This window comes from Kribbella sp. NPDC004875, assembly GCF_042873375.1.
Taxonomy (GTDB): Bacteria; Actinomycetota; Actinomycetes; order Propionibacteriales; family Kribbellaceae; genus Kribbella.
In genome coordinates this window covers 119,987-136,439 of record NZ_JBIALI010000007.1, presented here as the reverse complement: position 1 = coordinate 136,439, position 16,453 = coordinate 119,987, and the positions used below count along the sequence as shown (strand labels likewise).

The window sequence follows — 16,453 nt, the reverse complement described above, 5'->3', positions numbered from 1 at the left end:
GGAACATGTCCCGGGGGCCCGCTGGTTGTTCAGGGGTCAGCCGATCAGGCCGAGCTCCTTCACCGCGTCGCGCTCCTCGCCGAGCTCGGCGACCGAGGCGTCGATCTTGCCGCGGGAGAACTCGTTGATGTCCAGGCCCTGGACGATCTCCCAGTTGCCGTCCTTGGTGGTCACCGGGAACGACGAGATCAGGCCCTCGGCAACGCCGTACGAACCGTCGGAGACGACCGCCATCGACGTCCAGTCACCGTCGGCCGTGCCGCGCAGCCAGTCGCGGGTGTGGTCGATGGTGGCGGCCGCGGCGGAGGCGGCCGAGGACGCGCCCCGGGCCTCGATGATCGCGGCGCCGCGCTTCTGCACGGTCGGCAGGAAGTCGCTCTCCAGCCAGGCCTGGTCGTTGACGACCTCGGCGGCGTTCTTGCCGGCCACCTCGGCGTGGAAGATGTCCGGGTACTGGGTCGCGGAGTGGTTGCCCCAGATCGTCATCTTCTTCAGGTCGGTGACGTGCACGCCGGCCTTCTTCGCCAGCTGCGCCAGCGCCCGGTTGTGGTCCAGGCGGGTCAGCGCCGAGAACCGCTCGGCCGGGATGTCCGGCGCGTTGCTCTTCGCGATCAGCGCGTTGGTGTTCGCCGGGTTGCCGGTGACGGTGATCCGGATGTCGTCGGCGGCGTGGTCGTTCAGCGCCTTGCCCTGGCCGGTGAAGATCGCGCCGTTGGCCTCCAGCAGGTCACCGCGCTCCATGCCCTTCGTCCGCGGCCGCGCACCCACCAGCAGCGCGACGTTGACGCCGTCGAAGACCACGTTCGGGTCGTCGCCGATCTCGACCCCGGCCAGCGTCGGGAACGCGCTGTCGTCGAGCTCCATCACGACACCCTCGAGCGCCTTCAGCGCCGGGGTGATCTCCAGCAGCCGCAGCTCCACCGGCGTGTCCGGCCCGAGCAGGGCTCCGCTCGCGATCCGGAACAGCAGGCTGTAACCGATATTCCCCGCGGCCCCGGTAACGGCCACCTTCACCGGTGTAGTGCTCACGACCAGCTCCTAGCTCATCAGATTGTGTGCTTCGGACGCTAGCAAGCCCCGCGCTCGTGTCCAACGCTGGGTTGCTCACATTCGGCGCGATCGTTCATCGAGTGGCTACGTGGCGTACGCCGGAGTACCGGAGATTGGCGCCAGTCCCTGACCTGTTAGGAGAACCCATGAAGCTGACCGGCCGGCTGATTCCGGTGACTGTCTCGGCGCTCGCGGTGGCCACCTCGGTCCTCGTCCCGCAGTCCGTCGACGCGACGAGCCATCACGACGACTTCGTGATCGTGGGCCACCGGGGGGCGTCCGGGTACCGCCCGGAGCACACACTGGCGTCGTACGAGCTGGCGGCCCGGATGGGCGCCGACTTCATCGAGCCCGATCTGGTCGCCACCAAGGACCACGTCCTGGTCACCCGCCACGAACCGGAGATCAGCGGTACGACGGACGTCGCGGACCACCCGGAGTTCAAGGACCGCGAGAAGACCAAGCTGCTCGACGGGGTCGCCACCACCGGCTGGTTCACCGAGGACTTCACGCTCGCCGAACTGAAGACCCTGCGGGCGAAGGAGCGGATCCCGGCGGTCCGGCAGCACAACACGATCTTCAACGGGCATTACCAGATCCCGACGTTCCAGGAAGTGATCGACCTCAGCAAGCGGTTGTCCAAGGAGCTCGGCCGCCCGATCGGCATCTACCCCGAGACCAAGCACCCGACGTACTTCCGGCAGCAGGGCCTGCCGCTCGAGCCGGAGTTGGTGAAGACGCTGAACCGCAACGGGCTGAACAAGAAGGACGCCAAGGTGTTCGTGCAGTCCTTCGAGGTGTCGAACCTGCAGGCGCTGCACAAGGAGCTGCGGGTGCCGCTGGTGCAGCTGACGAGTGCGACCGGGGCGCCGTACGACTTCGTGGTGTCTGGGGACAAGCGCACGTACGCCGATGTCGTCAGCGCTACGGGTCTGCGCGAGGTGGCGACGTACGCGGCCGGGGTGGGGCCGAGCAAGGATCAGGTGATTCCGCTGGATGCGACGGGCAAGCTCGGTCAGCCGACCGCGTTGGTCGCCGACGCGCACAAGGCGGGTCTGGTGGTGCACCCGTACACGTTCCGGGTCGAGAACACCTTCCTGCCGGCGGAGTTCGACAGCTCCACGAACCCGAACGACTCCGGGAACCTGTTCGGCGAGATCGCGGCGTACCGGAAGGCCGGGATCGACGGGCTCTTCACCGACAACACGGATGTAGCAGTGGCGGAGGAGAAGCAGGCCAAGTAGCTGGGATGATGGGTGGGTGGAACGCAGAACGGCCTCTGGGCTCGCGAGTGTGGAGGCGGAGGCCGACGGCACGTTCGTGCTGCGCGTCGACGGGACTCCCCAGTCGCAGGTCGACCTCGCGGACCCCACCCACCTGTCCTTCGAGTACATGCGCCGGATCGGCGACGTCGTGGACGCCGTCGCGCCCCGGCGGCAGCCGGTCGCGGTCACGCACATCGGCGGCGCCGCGCTCAGCCTGCCGCGGTACGTCGCGACGACCCGCCCGCGGTCCCGGCAGATCGTGCTCGAACCCGACGAGGACCTGACCGACTTCGTCCGGGAGGCGCTGCCGCTGCCGAAGCGGTCCGGGATCAAGGTCCGCCCGGTCACCGGCCGGGCCGGCATCACCGACCTGTACGACGATTCGATGGACCTGGTGATCCTGGACGCCTTCGAACACGAGGCGGTCCCGGCGAACCTGGTGACCAGCGAGTTCTTCGCCGAGTGCGCCCGCGTCCTGCGACCCACTGGCGTCCTCGTCGCGAACCTGATCGACGGGAAGGCCGGCCTGCCGTTCGTCCGGCGGACGGCCGCGACGGTAGCGGCCGCGATCGGCCCGGGTGGCACCGGCGTCGTGCTCGCGGAGCGGAAGATCCTGCGGGGCAAGGGATTCGGGAACGTCATCATGGTGGCGTCGCCGCAGCCGGTCCCCGATCTCACCGACGCGGGCCGGCGGGCGCAACCGCCGTACGACGTGATGCCGCTGGGCGAGTTGGCGGGGAAGGCCGTGCCGCTGACCGATGCCGAGGGGTTCGTCACGCCGCGGGCGCCGGCCGCAGTCTTCCGGAGCTGAGCCGGTCGACGGCGTGCGCGACGGCTGACCGCTCGGCCGGTGTCGCGCCGACTGTTCGGACCAGGTGATCCAGGCGGTCGCGTCCAGGGAGGCGGGTGCCCTGGAGCCAGGCCTGGATCGTGGCGCGGGGGATGCCGGTCAGCTGTTCGAGAGTGCGGAGCGAGTGCGGCCGGGCGAGGGCCGCGACGGCGGCCCCGAGGTCTTCGAGGGTCTCGGCGTCGTCCAGCAGGCCGACGATGTCGCGCGGGTCGCGGCTCGCCTCCTGCCAGCGCCGGTGCCACACGGGCAGCAGGTCACTCGGGACACCGCAGCCGGTGAGGTATGCCGCGGCGACGTCCCAGGTCGGGAGCTGCTTGCCGTTCGCGGCACGGATCAGGTGTGGGTGCGAGTAGTGGGCCCGGTCCGCGAGTTGGCGGTAGCTGAGGCCCGCATGGCGGCGTACCCGACGCAGCGCGGCGGCGAACCCTTCGACATCCTCCACGTGTTCAAACATAACTCAACATGTTTCAACAGATCAAGGTCCGGCTAGGCTTGCGATCGTGTCTGTTGCGAAGGTTGCCGCCCTGGCCTACTACCCGGTGAAAGGTCTCGCCGGGATCTCCGTGGAGTCCGCCGAGGTCGGTCCCACCGGCCTGCTGAACGACCGGCTGTTCATGCTGGTCGAGCCGGACGGGACGTTCCTCAGCCAGCGGAAGCTGCCCGCGATGGCGACGCTGCGGGCCGCGCTGGAAGGCGACGTACTCCGGCTCTCGGGCCCGGACGCTCCGGACCTCGAGATCGCGATCAGGTACGACGGGAAGCGGCGCGACGTCAGCCTGTTCGGGAAATGGTTCGGGCAGGGCGTGGTGCAGGACCCGGCCGCGGACGCGTGGTTCACCGAGCGTCTCGGCACAGCCGCCGCGCTGGTCCGAGTCACCCCCGAGCACGACCGGCCCGGCTGGGGTGCGCATCGCGGCCTCACCGGGTACGGCGACGCGCACGCGCTGATGATCACGTCGCAGTCGTCACTCGACGGACTGAACGCGCGCATCCTCGAGCGTGGCGGCGAGGCGATCCCGATGAACCGCTTCCGGCCGAACCTCGTGGTGTCCGGCTGGCCGGACCCGCACACCGAGGACAAGGTGCTGCGAATGACCGCCGGCGCGGTCGAGATCGGGTACTCCGCGCGCGGGATCCGCTGCGCGGTCCCGACCGTCGATCAGGCGAGCGGCGTGAAGTCCGGGCCGGAGCCGACGCGGACGCTGGCGACGTACCGGCGGGAGCCCGCGTACGGCGGCGGGGTCAGCTTCGGTGTCAAGGCCGCGGTGCTTGCCCCCGGCACCGTTCGGGTCGGCGACGAGATCGCCGTCCGGGAATGGATCCCGGACGGCACCGATCCCGCGCACTAGTGCCCCGTCGCTGAGCCGCGATCCGGAACTGAGGGGTTCACCCCGCGTATTGTCCCTTCCCCGTCCGCACGCAAGCGGGGAAGCGGCAACGGCAGTGGTTGACCCCCGAAACGGGGGCTGGCCGCCCGCCTGAACCCTTCCGGGAGGTGTCTGGCCTCACACCCGAGACCGCCTTGGCCGTGACTGCTCAATCAGATGTCGGTGGGGACGCCGAGGGTGAGTAGGTTGACGCGGTTCTCCAGGCCGGCGTCGCGGAAGGCGGTCATCAGCTGGTCGGGGCCTTCGGAGAAGTGCGTCCAGCCCTCGGTGTGCACCGGGACGATGGTCGCCGGGTCGAGGATGCGGGCGGCCTCGACCGCGTCCGTCGAGGTGAGCGTGAGGTTCGCGTTGTCGAGCAGACCGGTCCGCGCCGCACCCGCGAACAGCACCGCGACGTCGATTGACGGGAACCGGTCGGCGATCTCCTTCACCAGACCGAGCGACGCGTTGTCCCCGGACACGTAGACCGTCGGCAGCCCCTCGCCCTCCAGGACGAACCCGGTCACGAACCCGACGACCGCCTCAGCCCCCGCCGGCCCGTGCAGCGCCGGTACGCCGGTCACCGTGATCACGCCGCCGTCCGGCCGCGGCAGCTCGACCGACTCCCAGTTCTCGAGCCCGCGGACGCCGGGGATGCGCACCGCGGCACCCTCGGTCGACAGCACCGTCGGGATTGACGGCAGCAACGCCCGTCCGGCGTCGTCGAGGTTGTCCTTGTGCTCGTCGTGCGACACCAGCGCGACGTCGATCGGACCGAGCTCCGCGGCCGGGATCGCCGGGCCGATCAGCTTGGTCATCACCCGGCCCGGGAGCTGGTAGTCGCGGGGCTCGTCGAAGGCGGGGTCGACCAGGAACGTCAGGCCGCCGAGGGTCAGGACGGCGGTCGGGCCGCCGATGTGGGTGATCTTCATGACCACGATCCTCCGTCCTGCCGAGCGGCCCGGCCATTGGCCCGGGAGCCATAGTTACCGAAGATCGGGCCATACTGTTGTCATGCGCACAGTGGCGGTTTTCGCGTACGGCGGGATGTCGCCGTTCCACCTCTCGGTCCCGTGCCTCGTGCTCGGCGAACGCCGCGGGCTCCCCGAGCGGTACGACGTCATCGTTTGCGCGGAGGAACCGGGATCGCTGCCGACGAACTCCGGCTTCGGGATCACGGTCGACCACGGACTCGAGGCGATGGACCGGGCCGACGTCGTCGTCCTCCCGAGCTGGGAGCCGGAACTCGTCGCGTCCGGCGTACTGCTGGACACGATCCGGCGGGCGCACGCGCGCGGCGCGACCGTCGTCGGGTTGTGCATCGGGGCGTTCCTGGTCGCGGAGAGCGGGATCGCGGAAGGGCGGGAGGTCGTGACGCACTGGCGGTTCGCCGACGAGCTGCGGTCGCGGTACCCGTCGCTGACGGTCCGGGCCGACGTGCTGTGGTCCGATCAGGGCGACGTCATCACCTCCGCCGGTACGGCGGCCTCGCTGGACTGCTGCCTGCACCTCGTCCGGACGCATCACGGGGTCGAGATGGCCGAGAAGGTTGCCCGCGACATCGTGGTGGCGCCGCATCGCAGCGGGTCGCAGGCGCAGTACATCCCGGTGCCGGTGCCGCCGGACCCGAGCGACGACGTGATCGAGAAGGCGATGGTGTGGGCCCGCGCGCGGCTCGACCAGCCGGTGTCACTCGACGAGTGGGCGGGGGCGGTGGCGTTGTCCCGGCGTACGTTCACCCGGCAGTTCCGGGCGCGGACCGGGAGCTCGGGGCAGGCGTGGTTGCTGCGGCAGCGGCTGGACCGGGCGCGGTTGTTGTTGGAGACAACGGATCTGTCGGTCGAGCGGGTGGCGGACGAGAGCGGGTTCGGCAGCAGCGACGCGCTGCGGCACCATTTCCACACGCTGCTCGGGACGACGCCGCAGCGCCATCGGCAGGAGTTCTACAGCAGCACGAGCAGGATGTAGATCACCGGCGCCGCGAACGTGACGAGCAGGATCCAGGCCATCATCCGGTGACCCGGCTTGCCGCGGTCGAGCGAGGAAGCGAAGTACAGCACGGCACCCTCTTCGGTGTGCCGGCTCAACCCCATCCGCTTGGCCTCCTCGGGCCGCGGATCCGGCCGCTCCTCCGCGAACGCCTCCGGATGAATCCCGAAATGCGCCGGCCCGGCCCGATCCACGTCATCACGCTCGGAAAACATCCAGCCTCCCGCAGGTTGGTGGACCAGGTCGTCAAACCATGGTCGCACCAACCCTCAGCAAGAGAGCCGCACGAACTACGAGAAGTTCGCCACCCACGCGTTGCGCGCCGCGGTGCTGCAGAACAGTGGACACAGCAGGCCGGTGTTGTGATCCGCTGAACCCACACCGACACCGAGGGTGGTGAGGCCGCAGTTCAGCACCGTGCTCTGCTGCTTCTTCATGATCTGGTTGTAGGCCTGCTGCACGGTCATGTTGTCGCCGCCGGCCCCCGCCTGCGACCCGGAGCCGCTGTTCAGGTTGTCGCCTGAGGCTGCGCGACTGCCGGCCGTCGACCTTGCCCCGGTGGTGAGGCTCGGGTCCTGCTTCAAGCGGGCACAACCGTTGTTCACCCTGGCGTCGTCGATCATGTCGAACAACTGCTGCTCGGTGCCCCGCATGCCGCCGTCGACGGGAGGCGGGGGCGTGGTGGTGGTCTTCGTCGGGGTCGGCTTGGGGGAGTTGACGGTGCGGCCCGGGGTGGTGGGTGCGACTGTGGAGCGCTCCGACGTTGGGGTCGACGATGGTTCGGTGGTGCTGGGGGTGCGGCTCGGGACCGTGGTGGGAGAGGCCGAGTCGGTCGGTGTGCCCGTCGGGGTGTCGGTGGGGGTCGCGGTCGGGGTGGTTGTCGGTGTGGCGGTCGGGGTCGCCGTGGGCGGGATGGTCGGCCGCGTTGTCGGGGTCGAGACGGCGGCCTTCGTCGACGGGGTGATGTAGGTGTCGTCGGTCCGCGTCACGATCGGCACCGATGCGTCGGCGTCGTCGTTCTGCGGCTGGTGCAGCAGGATCCACGAGATCGGCGTGATCACCAGCAACACCGAAGCCACCGCAATCACCGCCCGCCGCCCCCGAGCAGACCGCCCAGCCGCCGCCGACCGAGCCGCAGCCCGCCGCCCCGGCCCAGACCCGCCAGCTCCAGAACTCCCAGGCCCGGACCCACCAGGCCCGGACCCACCGGCCCCAGACCCACCGGCCCCAGACCCACGGGACCCAGACCTTCCCGGCCCAGAAGCCCCGCGCCCAGCCAGCCCTGCGGCCCCCGCCGCAGCGCCGGCCCGATCCAACCGCTCCCCACCAAGCGGCTCCGACCCGAGCCCGGAGCCACCAAGGCGCTCCGAGCCGAGTCCGGCGCCACCAAGGCGCTCTGAGCCGAGTCCGGCGCCGCCAAGGCGCTCTGAGCCGAGTCCGGCGCCACCAAGGCGCTCTGAGCCGAGTCCGGCGCCACCAAGGCGCTCTGAGCCGAGCCCGGCGCCACCAAGGCGCTCTGAGCCGAGCCCGGCGTCAGCGCGCTCGCTTCCCGCGGTGCGCGAGCCGTAGCCGGCGCCGTCCATGCGGTCGGTTCCTGTGGTGGCGCGGTCGGTGCCGGCCAGGCGGTTTGTGCCGAGGGCGCCGGACGCGCTGGCTGCGTCGCGGTGGTCGGTGCTGTAGGTGGTGCTGTAGCTGGTGCTGTCTGTGGTGGGGGCGGCTTGGGGGGCTGTGCTGTAGCCGGGGGTTGCGGTGCTGGGGCTGTCGAGGGGAGCTGTGGAGGCGCGGCGGGCGGATGAACCGCGGGCGGCTGCTGCCAGGTCGTCTGCTGCTGAAGCAGCCGTAGCCGAGGTTCCCGCGAAGCCCGCAGCGGCGGTCCCGGCACCTGAGCCGGTCAAACCGTTCGATCCGTTGGAACCAGCCGAACCGTTCGAACCCAGCGAACCGTTCGATGCGTTCGCGCCCTGGGTCGGGGTGGGGCCTAGGGAGGCCCAGTCGTCGGCGGCTCGGCGGGTGGACCAGGTGCCGGCGGTTTCGCCGAGGCCTTGGGGGGCGGGGGTTTCGGGGCGCCGGGCCGCGCGGCGGGCGCGGGACGGGGGTTCGGGGTCGCCCGCGATGGACTGCTCGACCCACGACGGCGTACCGGCGCGGCGGCTCGAGAGACCGGAGTCTTCGGGCGTGCGGCCGGTGTCGGGCGTCGCGTACTCGGGGGCCGTGTAGCTGGGCAGCGCGGTGCGCGGCGCGTACTGCGGGGTGGCAGGGCGCGACTGGTTACTGCCGGCCCAGAACGGCGACTCGCTGGACGTACCGGAGTTCTGCGGGTTCGCCCAGTACGGCGACTCGTCGCTGGAGCGCGGTGCGTAGCGGGGCGGTTCGGGCGGCGCTGCGGGCGCGGGCGGGGTGGTTTCCGCGGGCGGGGTGGACCGGTTGCCGGAGCGCGACGAGCGGGACGCGGCCCGGGTCGCCTTCCGGCGGGGTTTGTACCGGCCGTTACCGGACTCGGACATTATGTCGTTGTTCCCTTCCCAGGACGTGCCTCATCAACCGTCCGGCCGGCGCCCCCCAGGAACGTCCGGCGGTAGGACACGATCGGATCTACCCGCGGCGACCGGCCGTGAATCGGCCGGACATTGTGGCTCTGGGACAACATCCCGTCCACACTCGGTGTGTTCGGCACAATGACAACAGCGCGCCGGCAGCGGACCTCACGTCCGGTGCCTCGAAGTGAGTTCACCACGAAGCACCCGTTCAGCTCCGGCCGAAGTCCTGGACCCAGCTGCCCGGTCCGTAGTCGGACCGCACCTGGCCGGGGTCGTACCCGATGCCGATCGAGGTGAACCGGCAGTTCAGGATGTTCTTCCGGTGGCCGTCGCTCTGCATCCAGGCCGCGACCACCTTCTGTGCGGAGTCGTAGCCGGCCGCGATGTTCTCGCCCCAGCTCGACCCCCGGTACCCGGCGTCCGCCATCCGTTCGCCCGGGTCCTCACCATCGGGGTTGGTGTGGTCCATGTAGTGCCGCCGGACCATGTCCGACGCGTGTTTCCCGGCCGCCTCGACGAGTGCACTGTCCAGCCGGAGCGGGCCACAGCCCTGCTGCTGACGGATCTGGTTGGTGTAGTCGAGGACCTGCCGCTCCTGCGCGTTCGTCCCGCCCCCACCGGTCGGCGGTTCCGGGGTGTCCTGCGGCGTGTCTGTCGTCCGGGTCTTGGTCGGCGTGTTCGACGGGGTCTTGCTGGTCGACGGCGTCCGGGTCGGCTTCGGCTTGTCGTTGCCGGATCCCGTACGTCGCGTCGCGGTCGGCGTCACCGTCACGGTGGTCACGCCGACGGTCGGTGCGGTCGGCGTGGTGAGCGAGCTGCTCGGTGTGTCGCTCGGCGTTCCCGAGGTGCTCGGCGCGAGGGACGTGGAGGCCGAGGGGACGCCCGCTCCGAGAGCCGGCGTACCGACGACCGCGGTGGTGGTGCGGCCGTTCGGCAGGGTCTTGGTCACAGTGATCAGCGGCGTACCGGCCGTCGTACCCTCGACCGCCGAACCAGCGTCGACGCGGGTGTTCTCGGAGACGTTCAGCACCTTGGCGGAGTCGTCGGCCCGGGAGGTGTCGCGGGACATCAGCCAGACCACCGGACCGATGGCGAGCAGGACCGAGAGTGCGCTGACGATCGGGCCGACCAGGCCACGGCTCCTGCGGGGAGCTCGTCTACTGCCGCGGTGCCGCCGGGGGGTAGGCGAATCCGTCATGGGATGGGCGAATCCTCTTCGTCTTCTTCGTACCGAGTGAGCGCGTCGTTCCCCGTGGTACAGCCAACACAGCCAGGTCCCCCCTGGTCACCGAACAGCGACCTTAACCGACGCGCGAGGTCATCGTTACAGAGGCGTGAGTTCTCTTAACAATTCCTGAAGAAAACGATTGAGTGAGTGGTCAGCCGCCGAAGTCCTGCACCCAGCTCCCGTTGCCCCAGTCGGGCTTCACCTGACCGCTGTCGTAGCCGATGCCGATCATCGTGTACGAGCAGTTCAGGATGTTCGCGCGGTGTCCCGCACTGTTCATCCACCCTTCCACCACGGCTGCCGCACTGGTGTAGCCGACGGCGATGTTCTCGGCCATCGCGCCGCCCTTGAAACCGGCGGCCTTCATCCGGTCGAACGGGTTGCGGCCGTCGAGGCTGTCGTGCGCGAAGTAGTGCAGGTCGACCATGTCGGCGGCGTGCGCCTCGGCGGCCTTGGTCAGCGCGCTGTTCGTCCGCAATGGCCCACAGCCGGCCTTCGCACGCTCGGCGTTGGTGAGGTCGAGTACCTGTGCCTCAGCGGGGCCGGATCCGCTGCTCGGCTTGGTGGTCTTGGTCTTCTTCGGTGTCGGTGTCGGTGTCGCGGTGTGGCTCGGCTTCGGGGTGGATTTCGACGTCGTGCCGGGCGTGGGTGACGGTGTCCGCGTGCTGGCGCGGCTCGGCGCGGTCGTCGACCGGGTCGGCTTCGGCGTCACGCTCTTCGTCGTCGGCCGCGTGGGCGTCGGCGCAGGCGTCGTACGACGTGGTGTGTACGACGGGCTCGTCGGGCTGATCGAGGGAGTGGGCGACGTGTCGTCGTCGACGGGCGCGACCGAGGTGACCGGCGTCTCCTGGCTGGTCACCTTGCTGTCACCGGTCTGCCGCAGGACGAACCATCCGACACCGGCGAGCAGTACAAGAGCCGACAGCGAAGCGATGAGGGGCCCGGCGACACCACTCACCGATGGCCGTCTGTGGTTCGTCATGATCTGCAGCCTTGCCCAGGGCGGCGATTGCCCACTCCTGCGAAAATCCGCACTTCACGAACCTTTGACTATCCCAGTCGTTTGAAACGACCGCGTCACCGCGACCGGGCGATCACGATGTCCGCGATCACCTTCCAGCCCAGGCTCCGGTACAGCCGCAGGCCGTCGATCGACGCGATCAGGATGCCGCGTTTGGCGCCCTTCGCGGCGGCCGCCTCGACCAGCGACGCCATCACCGCGCTGCCGAGTCCGCGCCGGCGGTGTGCCGGGTCGGTCTCGATCCGGTCCGCGACCGCGTCCGGGCCGACGACGGCCATTCGGCCGCTCGACACCACGCCGCCGTGCAACGTCGCCCGGGTGATGATCAGGTCGTCCTCGAGTTCGGTGTGCAACGCGTACCGCTCGTGCAGCTTCAGGGCCGGCTGCTCCGACAGTTGGATCGTCATCAGCCAGTCCTGGTCCTGCTGGACCTCGAGGCCGAGATCCTCCAGTTGCTCGATTCGCGCCTCCTTGTCGTCGGTAGCCAGCGTGATCCAGCCCGCGCCCCGCCCACCGCCGTCCTGGAGGGCGAACTGGGCGGCACGTTCCACCCGTTCGGGTTTGTCGTCGGCATCCAGTACGACGTATTCGGTCGGCCGGTTCTCCTCACCCGCCCGAACGATCAGGATGCCGTCGTTGTCGTCCTCAACCGTGGTCCAGCCCCGCGAGACGGACCACCCGGCCTGCCAACGGCGGACGAGTTCCTCACGATCTCTCACCCGTCGATTCAAGCAGCCCGATCCCGCCACGGCGAGGGGGGCGGGTGTCGTTTGTCACCAACTGGCCGTATTCCGCCGTCAACAGCGGGTCACCGTTACCCCTCGGAGCAGCCTCACCGCAACCCCTCGACGCGGTCGCTGATCAGTCAGTCGCCGATCAACCGGTCGAAGACGAGGAGGTCGTCGTACGCGCTGTCCCGCAGCGGTGCGGCGAGGCGCTCGTGACCGACCCGCGTGAAGCCGTTGGCCTCGGCAACGTGCGCGGACGCACTGTTGCCCGCGGCGGCCATCAGCACCAGTCGCCGGCGCCCGAGTCCTCCGTCCGCGATCGGCGTGAACGCGTGCGCGATCACCAGTTCGACGGCGGTCGTTATCACCTTGCGGCCGCGGGCGTCCGGGTGCGCCCAGTACCCGATCTCGCCCATCGTCGGATCGATCCGGTGGTTCAGGTCGAAGATGCTGACGTTCCCGAGCAGCTCGTCGGTCGCCGCGTCGGCGATCGCCCAGGAGACGCCCACGCCGTCGGCGAGCATCTGCAGCCGGCCCTTGATGAACCCCTCCGCGTCCTCGAGCGAGTACGGCGACGGCAGACCGGCCAGCCAGTACTGCGTCCGCTCGTCATTACACGCCTCCATCACTCGGTGCGCGTCCGACTCCCGCAACGCTCGCAGGCGAATCCCGCGACCCTCGAGCTCGGTCACACTCCACCAGTTGCCCTGCGGTTCGAGTTCGTCGTCACGGCCGACCGACGCGACCCATTCGTCCTTGCGTACGCCGCGCGCCCGCCCGCCACCCGGGATCGTCACCAGCCCGCGGAAGCCGGCTTTCCACGCCACCCGGCGGCTCGCCCAATTGCCGACGAACGCCCGCCAGATCACCCGCTTCCAGTTGAGCTCGTCGAAGGCGTACCGCACCGCCAGCTTGAGCGCACGGGTCATCACACCGTTGCCTCGGACATCCGGTGTCACCGCGAACCCGACCTCGCCGACGCCACCTTCGCCGTCCCCGAGGTCGATGGTGCCGGCGTACCGGCCGTCGTACTCGATCGCCCAGGCCCACAGGGTGTTCGCGCGCCAGCCGTTCGGGATCACCTCGGTGAGGAAGTTCACGGCGTGCTCGCGCAGGTACGGCACCGGGATGGTGGTCCACTGCTGCATCACCGGGTCCTGGCACATCCGGAAGGCCGGCTCGACATCCGCGGCCGTGTGGGCACGCAGCGTCACCACACCGTCGGTCAGCACCGGGACGTCTTCGGGGAATCGCATGCTTCAGGGTGACGCGCAGCCAGCGGTTGGGCAACGGATTTCCCTGACAGCGAGACTTTTCGACATTAGGCTGTGAAGGTGAACGCAGCCGGAGCAGAGCCGCCCCGCGGCCGCGGGGGTCAGCTGGCCGCCCAGCGGCAGGCCACGATCGTTGCCGAGGTCAACAGTCGGGGCGCGGTCACGGTCGCCGAACTCGTCGACCGGTTCGGCGTCTCGGACATGACGATCCGCCGCGACCTCGACGCCCTGGACTCCAGCGGCCTGCTGCACAAGGTGCACGGCGGCGCGACCTCGGTCGGTCTGCGCAGTGCGCACGAGCCGGGGTTCGACGCCAAGCTGACGCAGGAATCCGCCGCCAAACAAGCGATCGCCGCCGAGGCCGCGACCCGCGTCCAGCCGGACAGCGCGATCGGCATCGGCGCCGGTACGACGACGTACGCGCTGGCCCGGCAGCTCTTGCGGGTGGAGAACTTGACAGTCGTCACGAACTCGGCGCGGATCGCGGACGTGTTCCACGGCAACGGCCGCTCGGACCGCACCGTCGTACTGATCGGTGGCATCCGGACGCCGTCGGACGCGCTGGTCGGCCCGATCGCGACCGCGGCGCTGGCGTCGTTGCACCTCGACCTGTTGTTCCTCGGGGCGCACGGTGTCGACGCCGAGCACGGATTGAGTACGCCGAACCTCATGGAGGCCGAGACCAACCGGTCGTTCATCGCCGCCAGCCGCGAGATCGTCGTGGTCGCGGATCACACCAAGTGGGGGACCGTCGGCCTGAGTACGTTCGCGAACTGGACGGACCTGGACGTGATCGTCACCGACAACGGTCTGTCGACCGCCGCCCGCAAGGCGATGCGCGACACCGGCTGTGAACTGGTGATCGCGTCCTGAACGTCAGCTGACGCGCGAGGCGCCGGCCGACGGCGTCGCGGCGAGCGAGGCCGGGGCGTTGAAGCCGTTCTCGGCGAACGCCTTCTCGATTGCGGCCAGGACCGATTCGGCCGCGGTCGCCTCGACCAGCGCGATGATGCAGCCGCCGAACCCGCCACCGGTCATCCGTGCCCCCAGCGCACCCGCCGCGAGAGCGGTGTCGACGGCAACGTCCAGCTCCGGCACGGTGATCTCGAAGTCGTCGCGCAGCGAGGCGTGCGACGCGGTGAACAGCGGGCCGACCTCGCGCAGCTTGCCCGCTCGCATCAACGCGACCGCGTCCTCGACCCGGCGGATCTCGGTCACCACGTGCCGCACCCGGCGCCGTACGACGTCGTCCGACAACCGCGCCAGCGCGTCGTCCAGCTCGCCGAAAGCGATCGACCGCAGAGCCGGTACGCCGAGCTCGGCCGCTGCCTGCTCGCAGCTCTTCCGGCGCGCGGCGTACTCACCGTCGACGTGCCGGTGCGGTGCCTTCACGTCGACGACCAGCAGCGTGAGGTCGTCGGCCGGCGGGTCGAACGGGATCTGGTCGGTGGACATCGCGCGGATGTCGAAGAACAGTGCGTGGCCCGAGGTGCAGCACATCGATGCCATCTGGTCCATCAGGCCGACCGGCGCACCGACGTACTGGTTCTCGGCGCGCTGGGCGAGCCGGGCCACCTCGGCCGGGTCGACCTCGAGGTCGCGCAGGCCGAGCAGCGCCACGAACGTCGCGCACAGCAGGGCCGCGGACGACGACAGGCCGGCACCGGACGGGAGGTCGGAGTCAACCAGCAGGTTCGCCCCGCCGATCGGGTAGCCGGTCTCGCGCAGGATCCACGCGGCACCGGCCGGGTACGCCGCCCAGTCGCCGACCGAGCCGGGAGCCAGCTCGTCGATCGCGAACTCGACGACACCCTGGTGCCCGCTGGACGCGACCGCGATCTTGCCGTCGTCGCGCTTCGACGCGGTGATCTGGATCCGGTTCGGCAGCGCGATCGGGAGCACCAGGCCGTCGTTGTAGTCGGTGTGTTCGCCGATCAGGTTGACCCGTCCCGGTGCGCGCCACGTGCCGTCCGGCGTCGTACCGAAGACTTTTTCGAAGGAGCTCACGAACCAACCTTCCGCAGGGTCTCGGCCACGTCCTCGGGCCGGGTGTCACTGATGAACGCGCCCATGCCGGACTCGGAACCGGCCAGGTACTTGATCTTGTCCTTGGCCCGCCGGATCGACAACAGCTCCAGGTGCAGGTAGCCGAGCTCGCGGTCGATCCGGACCGGCGCCTGGTGCCAGGCGGCGATGTAGGGCAGCGGCTCGCCGTACAGGCCGTCGAGGCGGCTGAGGACGTCGAGGTACAGCTCGGCGAAGTCGTCGCGCTCGCCGACCGACAGCTCGTCGATGCCGAACACCTGGCGGTGCGGGTACAGGTGCACCTCGACCGGCCAGCGGGCGGCCTCCGGCACGAACGCGGTCCAGTTGCCGTTCTCCGCGACGACCCGGGTGCCCTCCTTGCGCTCGGCGGCCAGGACGTCGGCGAACAGGTTGCTGCCGGCAACCTCCTGGTGCTTGCGGGCCTGCGCGAGCAGGGTCCGCATCCGCGGCGGGACGAACGGGTAGGCGTAGATCTGGCCGTGCGGGTGGCTGAGCGTGACGCCGATCTCACGGCCGCGGTTCTCGAACGGGAAGACCAGTTCGACGTCGTCGCGGGCGCCGAGCTCGGCGGCCCGGTCGGCCCAGGTGTCGACGACCAGCCGGGCCTGGCCCTGGGACAGGTTGGTGAACGAGCGGTTGTGGTCGCTGGTGAAGCAGACCACTTCGGTCCGGCCCGGGCCGGCGAAGGACGGGAACCGGTTCTCGAACACGGCGACGTTGTAGTCGTGGTCCGGGATCTCGGTCGGGTTGCCCGGCTTGCTCGGGCACAGCGGGCACTGGTCGGCCGGCGGCAGGTAGGTCCGGGTGTTGCGATGCGTGGCGTAGGTGATCACGTCACCGGTCAGCGGGTCGGTGCGCAGTTCGACCTGCGGCTGCGGGGCGGGGAGCCCGCGGGTGTCCTCGAGCGGCACCCGGGCCGGCGAGTCGGCCGGGTCGTAGTAGATCAGCTCGCGGCCGTCCGACAGTTTGGTGTCGGTACGGCGTACACCACGCGGTGTGTTCATCGTGTGACCCTCCCGGCCGTACGACGCGTCCGGCCAGGAATCATCGTAAACCAACAAACTCGAACACGCACGGCGGCCCGAGTGCCCGCTAGGC

At 69.9% G+C, this 16,453-nt stretch carries 17 protein-coding genes; 6 read left to right on the top strand and 11 right to left on the bottom strand.

Annotated elements, in window-relative coordinates; all coding sequences use genetic code 11:
- Positions 1–36: 36 nt before the first annotated feature.
- Positions 37–1,029 (bottom strand): malate dehydrogenase, encoded by a 993-nt coding sequence (locus ACFYRH_RS34980; RefSeq protein ID WP_387784170.1) that lies wholly within the window; start codon positions 1,027–1,029, stop codon positions 37–39.
- Positions 1,030–1,196: 167 nt separating this feature from the next.
- Between ACFYRH_RS34980 and ACFYRH_RS34975 the strand changes: the two genes are divergently transcribed.
- The gene (locus ACFYRH_RS34975; RefSeq protein WP_387784168.1) at positions 1,197–2,294 is read left to right on the top strand and encodes a glycerophosphodiester phosphodiesterase; all 1,098 of its coding nucleotides are present in this window, start codon (positions 1,197–1,199) and stop codon (positions 2,292–2,294) included.
- Between the two features lie 16 nt (positions 2,295–2,310).
- Positions 2,311–3,126 (top strand): spermidine synthase, encoded by an 816-nt coding sequence (locus ACFYRH_RS34970; RefSeq protein ID WP_387784166.1) that lies wholly within the window; start codon positions 2,311–2,313, stop codon positions 3,124–3,126.
- Here ACFYRH_RS34970 and ACFYRH_RS34965 read toward each other — a convergent pair.
- Positions 3,089–3,607: a helix-turn-helix domain-containing protein gene (locus tag ACFYRH_RS34965; RefSeq protein WP_387784164.1), complete on the bottom strand. Its 519-nt coding sequence runs from the start codon at positions 3,605–3,607 to the stop codon at positions 3,089–3,091. The genes ACFYRH_RS34970 and ACFYRH_RS34965 overlap by 38 nt on opposite strands.
- A 58-nt stretch (positions 3,608–3,665) precedes the next feature.
- On the opposite strand from ACFYRH_RS34965, the gene ACFYRH_RS34960 reads away from it, so the two are divergent.
- Positions 3,666–4,514, top strand: coding sequence for an MOSC domain-containing protein (locus ACFYRH_RS34960; RefSeq protein ID WP_387784162.1), 849 nt, complete (start codon positions 3,666–3,668; stop codon positions 4,512–4,514).
- Between the two features lie 191 nt (positions 4,515–4,705).
- Here ACFYRH_RS34960 and ACFYRH_RS34955 read toward each other — a convergent pair whose 3' ends face one another.
- The gene (locus ACFYRH_RS34955; RefSeq protein WP_387784160.1) at positions 4,706–5,464 is read right to left on the bottom strand and encodes an MBL fold metallo-hydrolase; all 759 of its coding nucleotides are present in this window, start codon (positions 5,462–5,464) and stop codon (positions 4,706–4,708) included.
- 82 nt (positions 5,465–5,546) lie between these two features.
- Here ACFYRH_RS34955 and ACFYRH_RS34950 point away from each other — a divergent pair, with 82 nt between their 5' ends.
- A complete protein-coding gene (locus ACFYRH_RS34950; protein ID WP_387784159.1) occupies positions 5,547–6,500 on the top strand; it encodes a GlxA family transcriptional regulator in 954 nt (317 codons plus the stop codon).
- Here the strand turns inward: ACFYRH_RS34950 and ACFYRH_RS34945 are convergent.
- Together ACFYRH_RS34945 and ACFYRH_RS34940 are read right to left on the bottom strand one after the other, a co-directional pair.
- On the bottom strand, positions 6,476–6,736 hold the full coding sequence (locus tag ACFYRH_RS34945) for a hypothetical protein (protein WP_387784157.1): 261 nt from the start codon (positions 6,734–6,736) through the stop codon (positions 6,476–6,478). The two genes, ACFYRH_RS34950 and ACFYRH_RS34945, sit on opposite strands and share 25 nt — an antisense overlap.
- A gap of 75 nt (positions 6,737–6,811) precedes the next feature.
- A complete protein-coding gene (locus ACFYRH_RS34940) occupies positions 6,812–7,600 on the bottom strand; it encodes a hypothetical protein (protein ID WP_387784155.1) in 789 nt (262 codons plus the stop codon).
- A 1,150-nt stretch (positions 7,601–8,750) separates the two neighbouring features.
- Between ACFYRH_RS34940 and ACFYRH_RS34935 the strand changes: the two genes are divergently transcribed.
- Positions 8,751–8,882, top strand: a complete 132-nt coding sequence (locus ACFYRH_RS34935; protein ID WP_387784153.1) for a hypothetical protein — start codon at positions 8,751–8,753, stop codon at positions 8,880–8,882.
- 384 nt (positions 8,883–9,266) lie between these two features.
- Here ACFYRH_RS34935 and ACFYRH_RS34930 read toward each other — a convergent pair whose 3' ends face one another.
- The 4 genes from ACFYRH_RS34930 to ACFYRH_RS34915 form a co-directional block, all read right to left on the bottom strand.
- Entirely contained in the window at positions 9,267–10,127 is an 861-nt protein-coding gene (locus ACFYRH_RS34930) for a CAP domain-containing protein (protein WP_387784151.1), read from the bottom strand.
- Positions 10,128–10,437: 310 nt separating this feature from the next.
- On the bottom strand, positions 10,438–11,268 hold the full coding sequence (locus ACFYRH_RS34925; protein ID WP_387784149.1) for a CAP domain-containing protein: 831 nt from the start codon (positions 11,266–11,268) through the stop codon (positions 10,438–10,440).
- Positions 11,269–11,363: 95 nt separating this feature from the next.
- Complete coding sequence (locus ACFYRH_RS34920) at positions 11,364–12,026, bottom strand: GNAT family N-acetyltransferase (protein ID WP_387784148.1); 663 nt, start codon at positions 12,024–12,026, stop codon at positions 11,364–11,366.
- A 146-nt stretch (positions 12,027–12,172) separates the two neighbouring features.
- Positions 12,173–13,291: a GNAT family N-acetyltransferase gene (locus ACFYRH_RS34915; RefSeq protein ID WP_387784146.1), complete on the bottom strand. Its 1,119-nt coding sequence runs from the start codon at positions 13,289–13,291 to the stop codon at positions 12,173–12,175.
- A gap of 78 nt (positions 13,292–13,369) precedes the next feature.
- Here ACFYRH_RS34915 and ACFYRH_RS34910 point away from each other — a divergent pair, with 78 nt between their 5' ends.
- Positions 13,370–14,182, top strand: a complete 813-nt coding sequence (locus tag ACFYRH_RS34910; RefSeq protein ID WP_387784144.1) for a DeoR/GlpR family DNA-binding transcription regulator — start codon at positions 13,370–13,372, stop codon at positions 14,180–14,182.
- A gap of 3 nt (positions 14,183–14,185) precedes the next feature.
- Here ACFYRH_RS34910 and galK read toward each other — a convergent pair whose 3' ends face one another.
- Both galK and galT read right to left on the bottom strand, forming a co-directional pair.
- Positions 14,186–15,316, bottom strand: a complete 1,131-nt coding sequence (galK, locus tag ACFYRH_RS34905; protein WP_387784142.1) for a galactokinase — start codon at positions 15,314–15,316, stop codon at positions 14,186–14,188.
- Positions 15,313–16,359 (bottom strand): galactose-1-phosphate uridylyltransferase, encoded by a 1,047-nt coding sequence (gene galT, locus ACFYRH_RS34900; RefSeq protein ID WP_387784141.1) that lies wholly within the window; start codon positions 16,357–16,359, stop codon positions 15,313–15,315. The genes galK and galT overlap by 4 nt, the downstream gene beginning before the upstream one ends.
- Positions 16,360–16,453 lie beyond the last annotated feature (94 nt).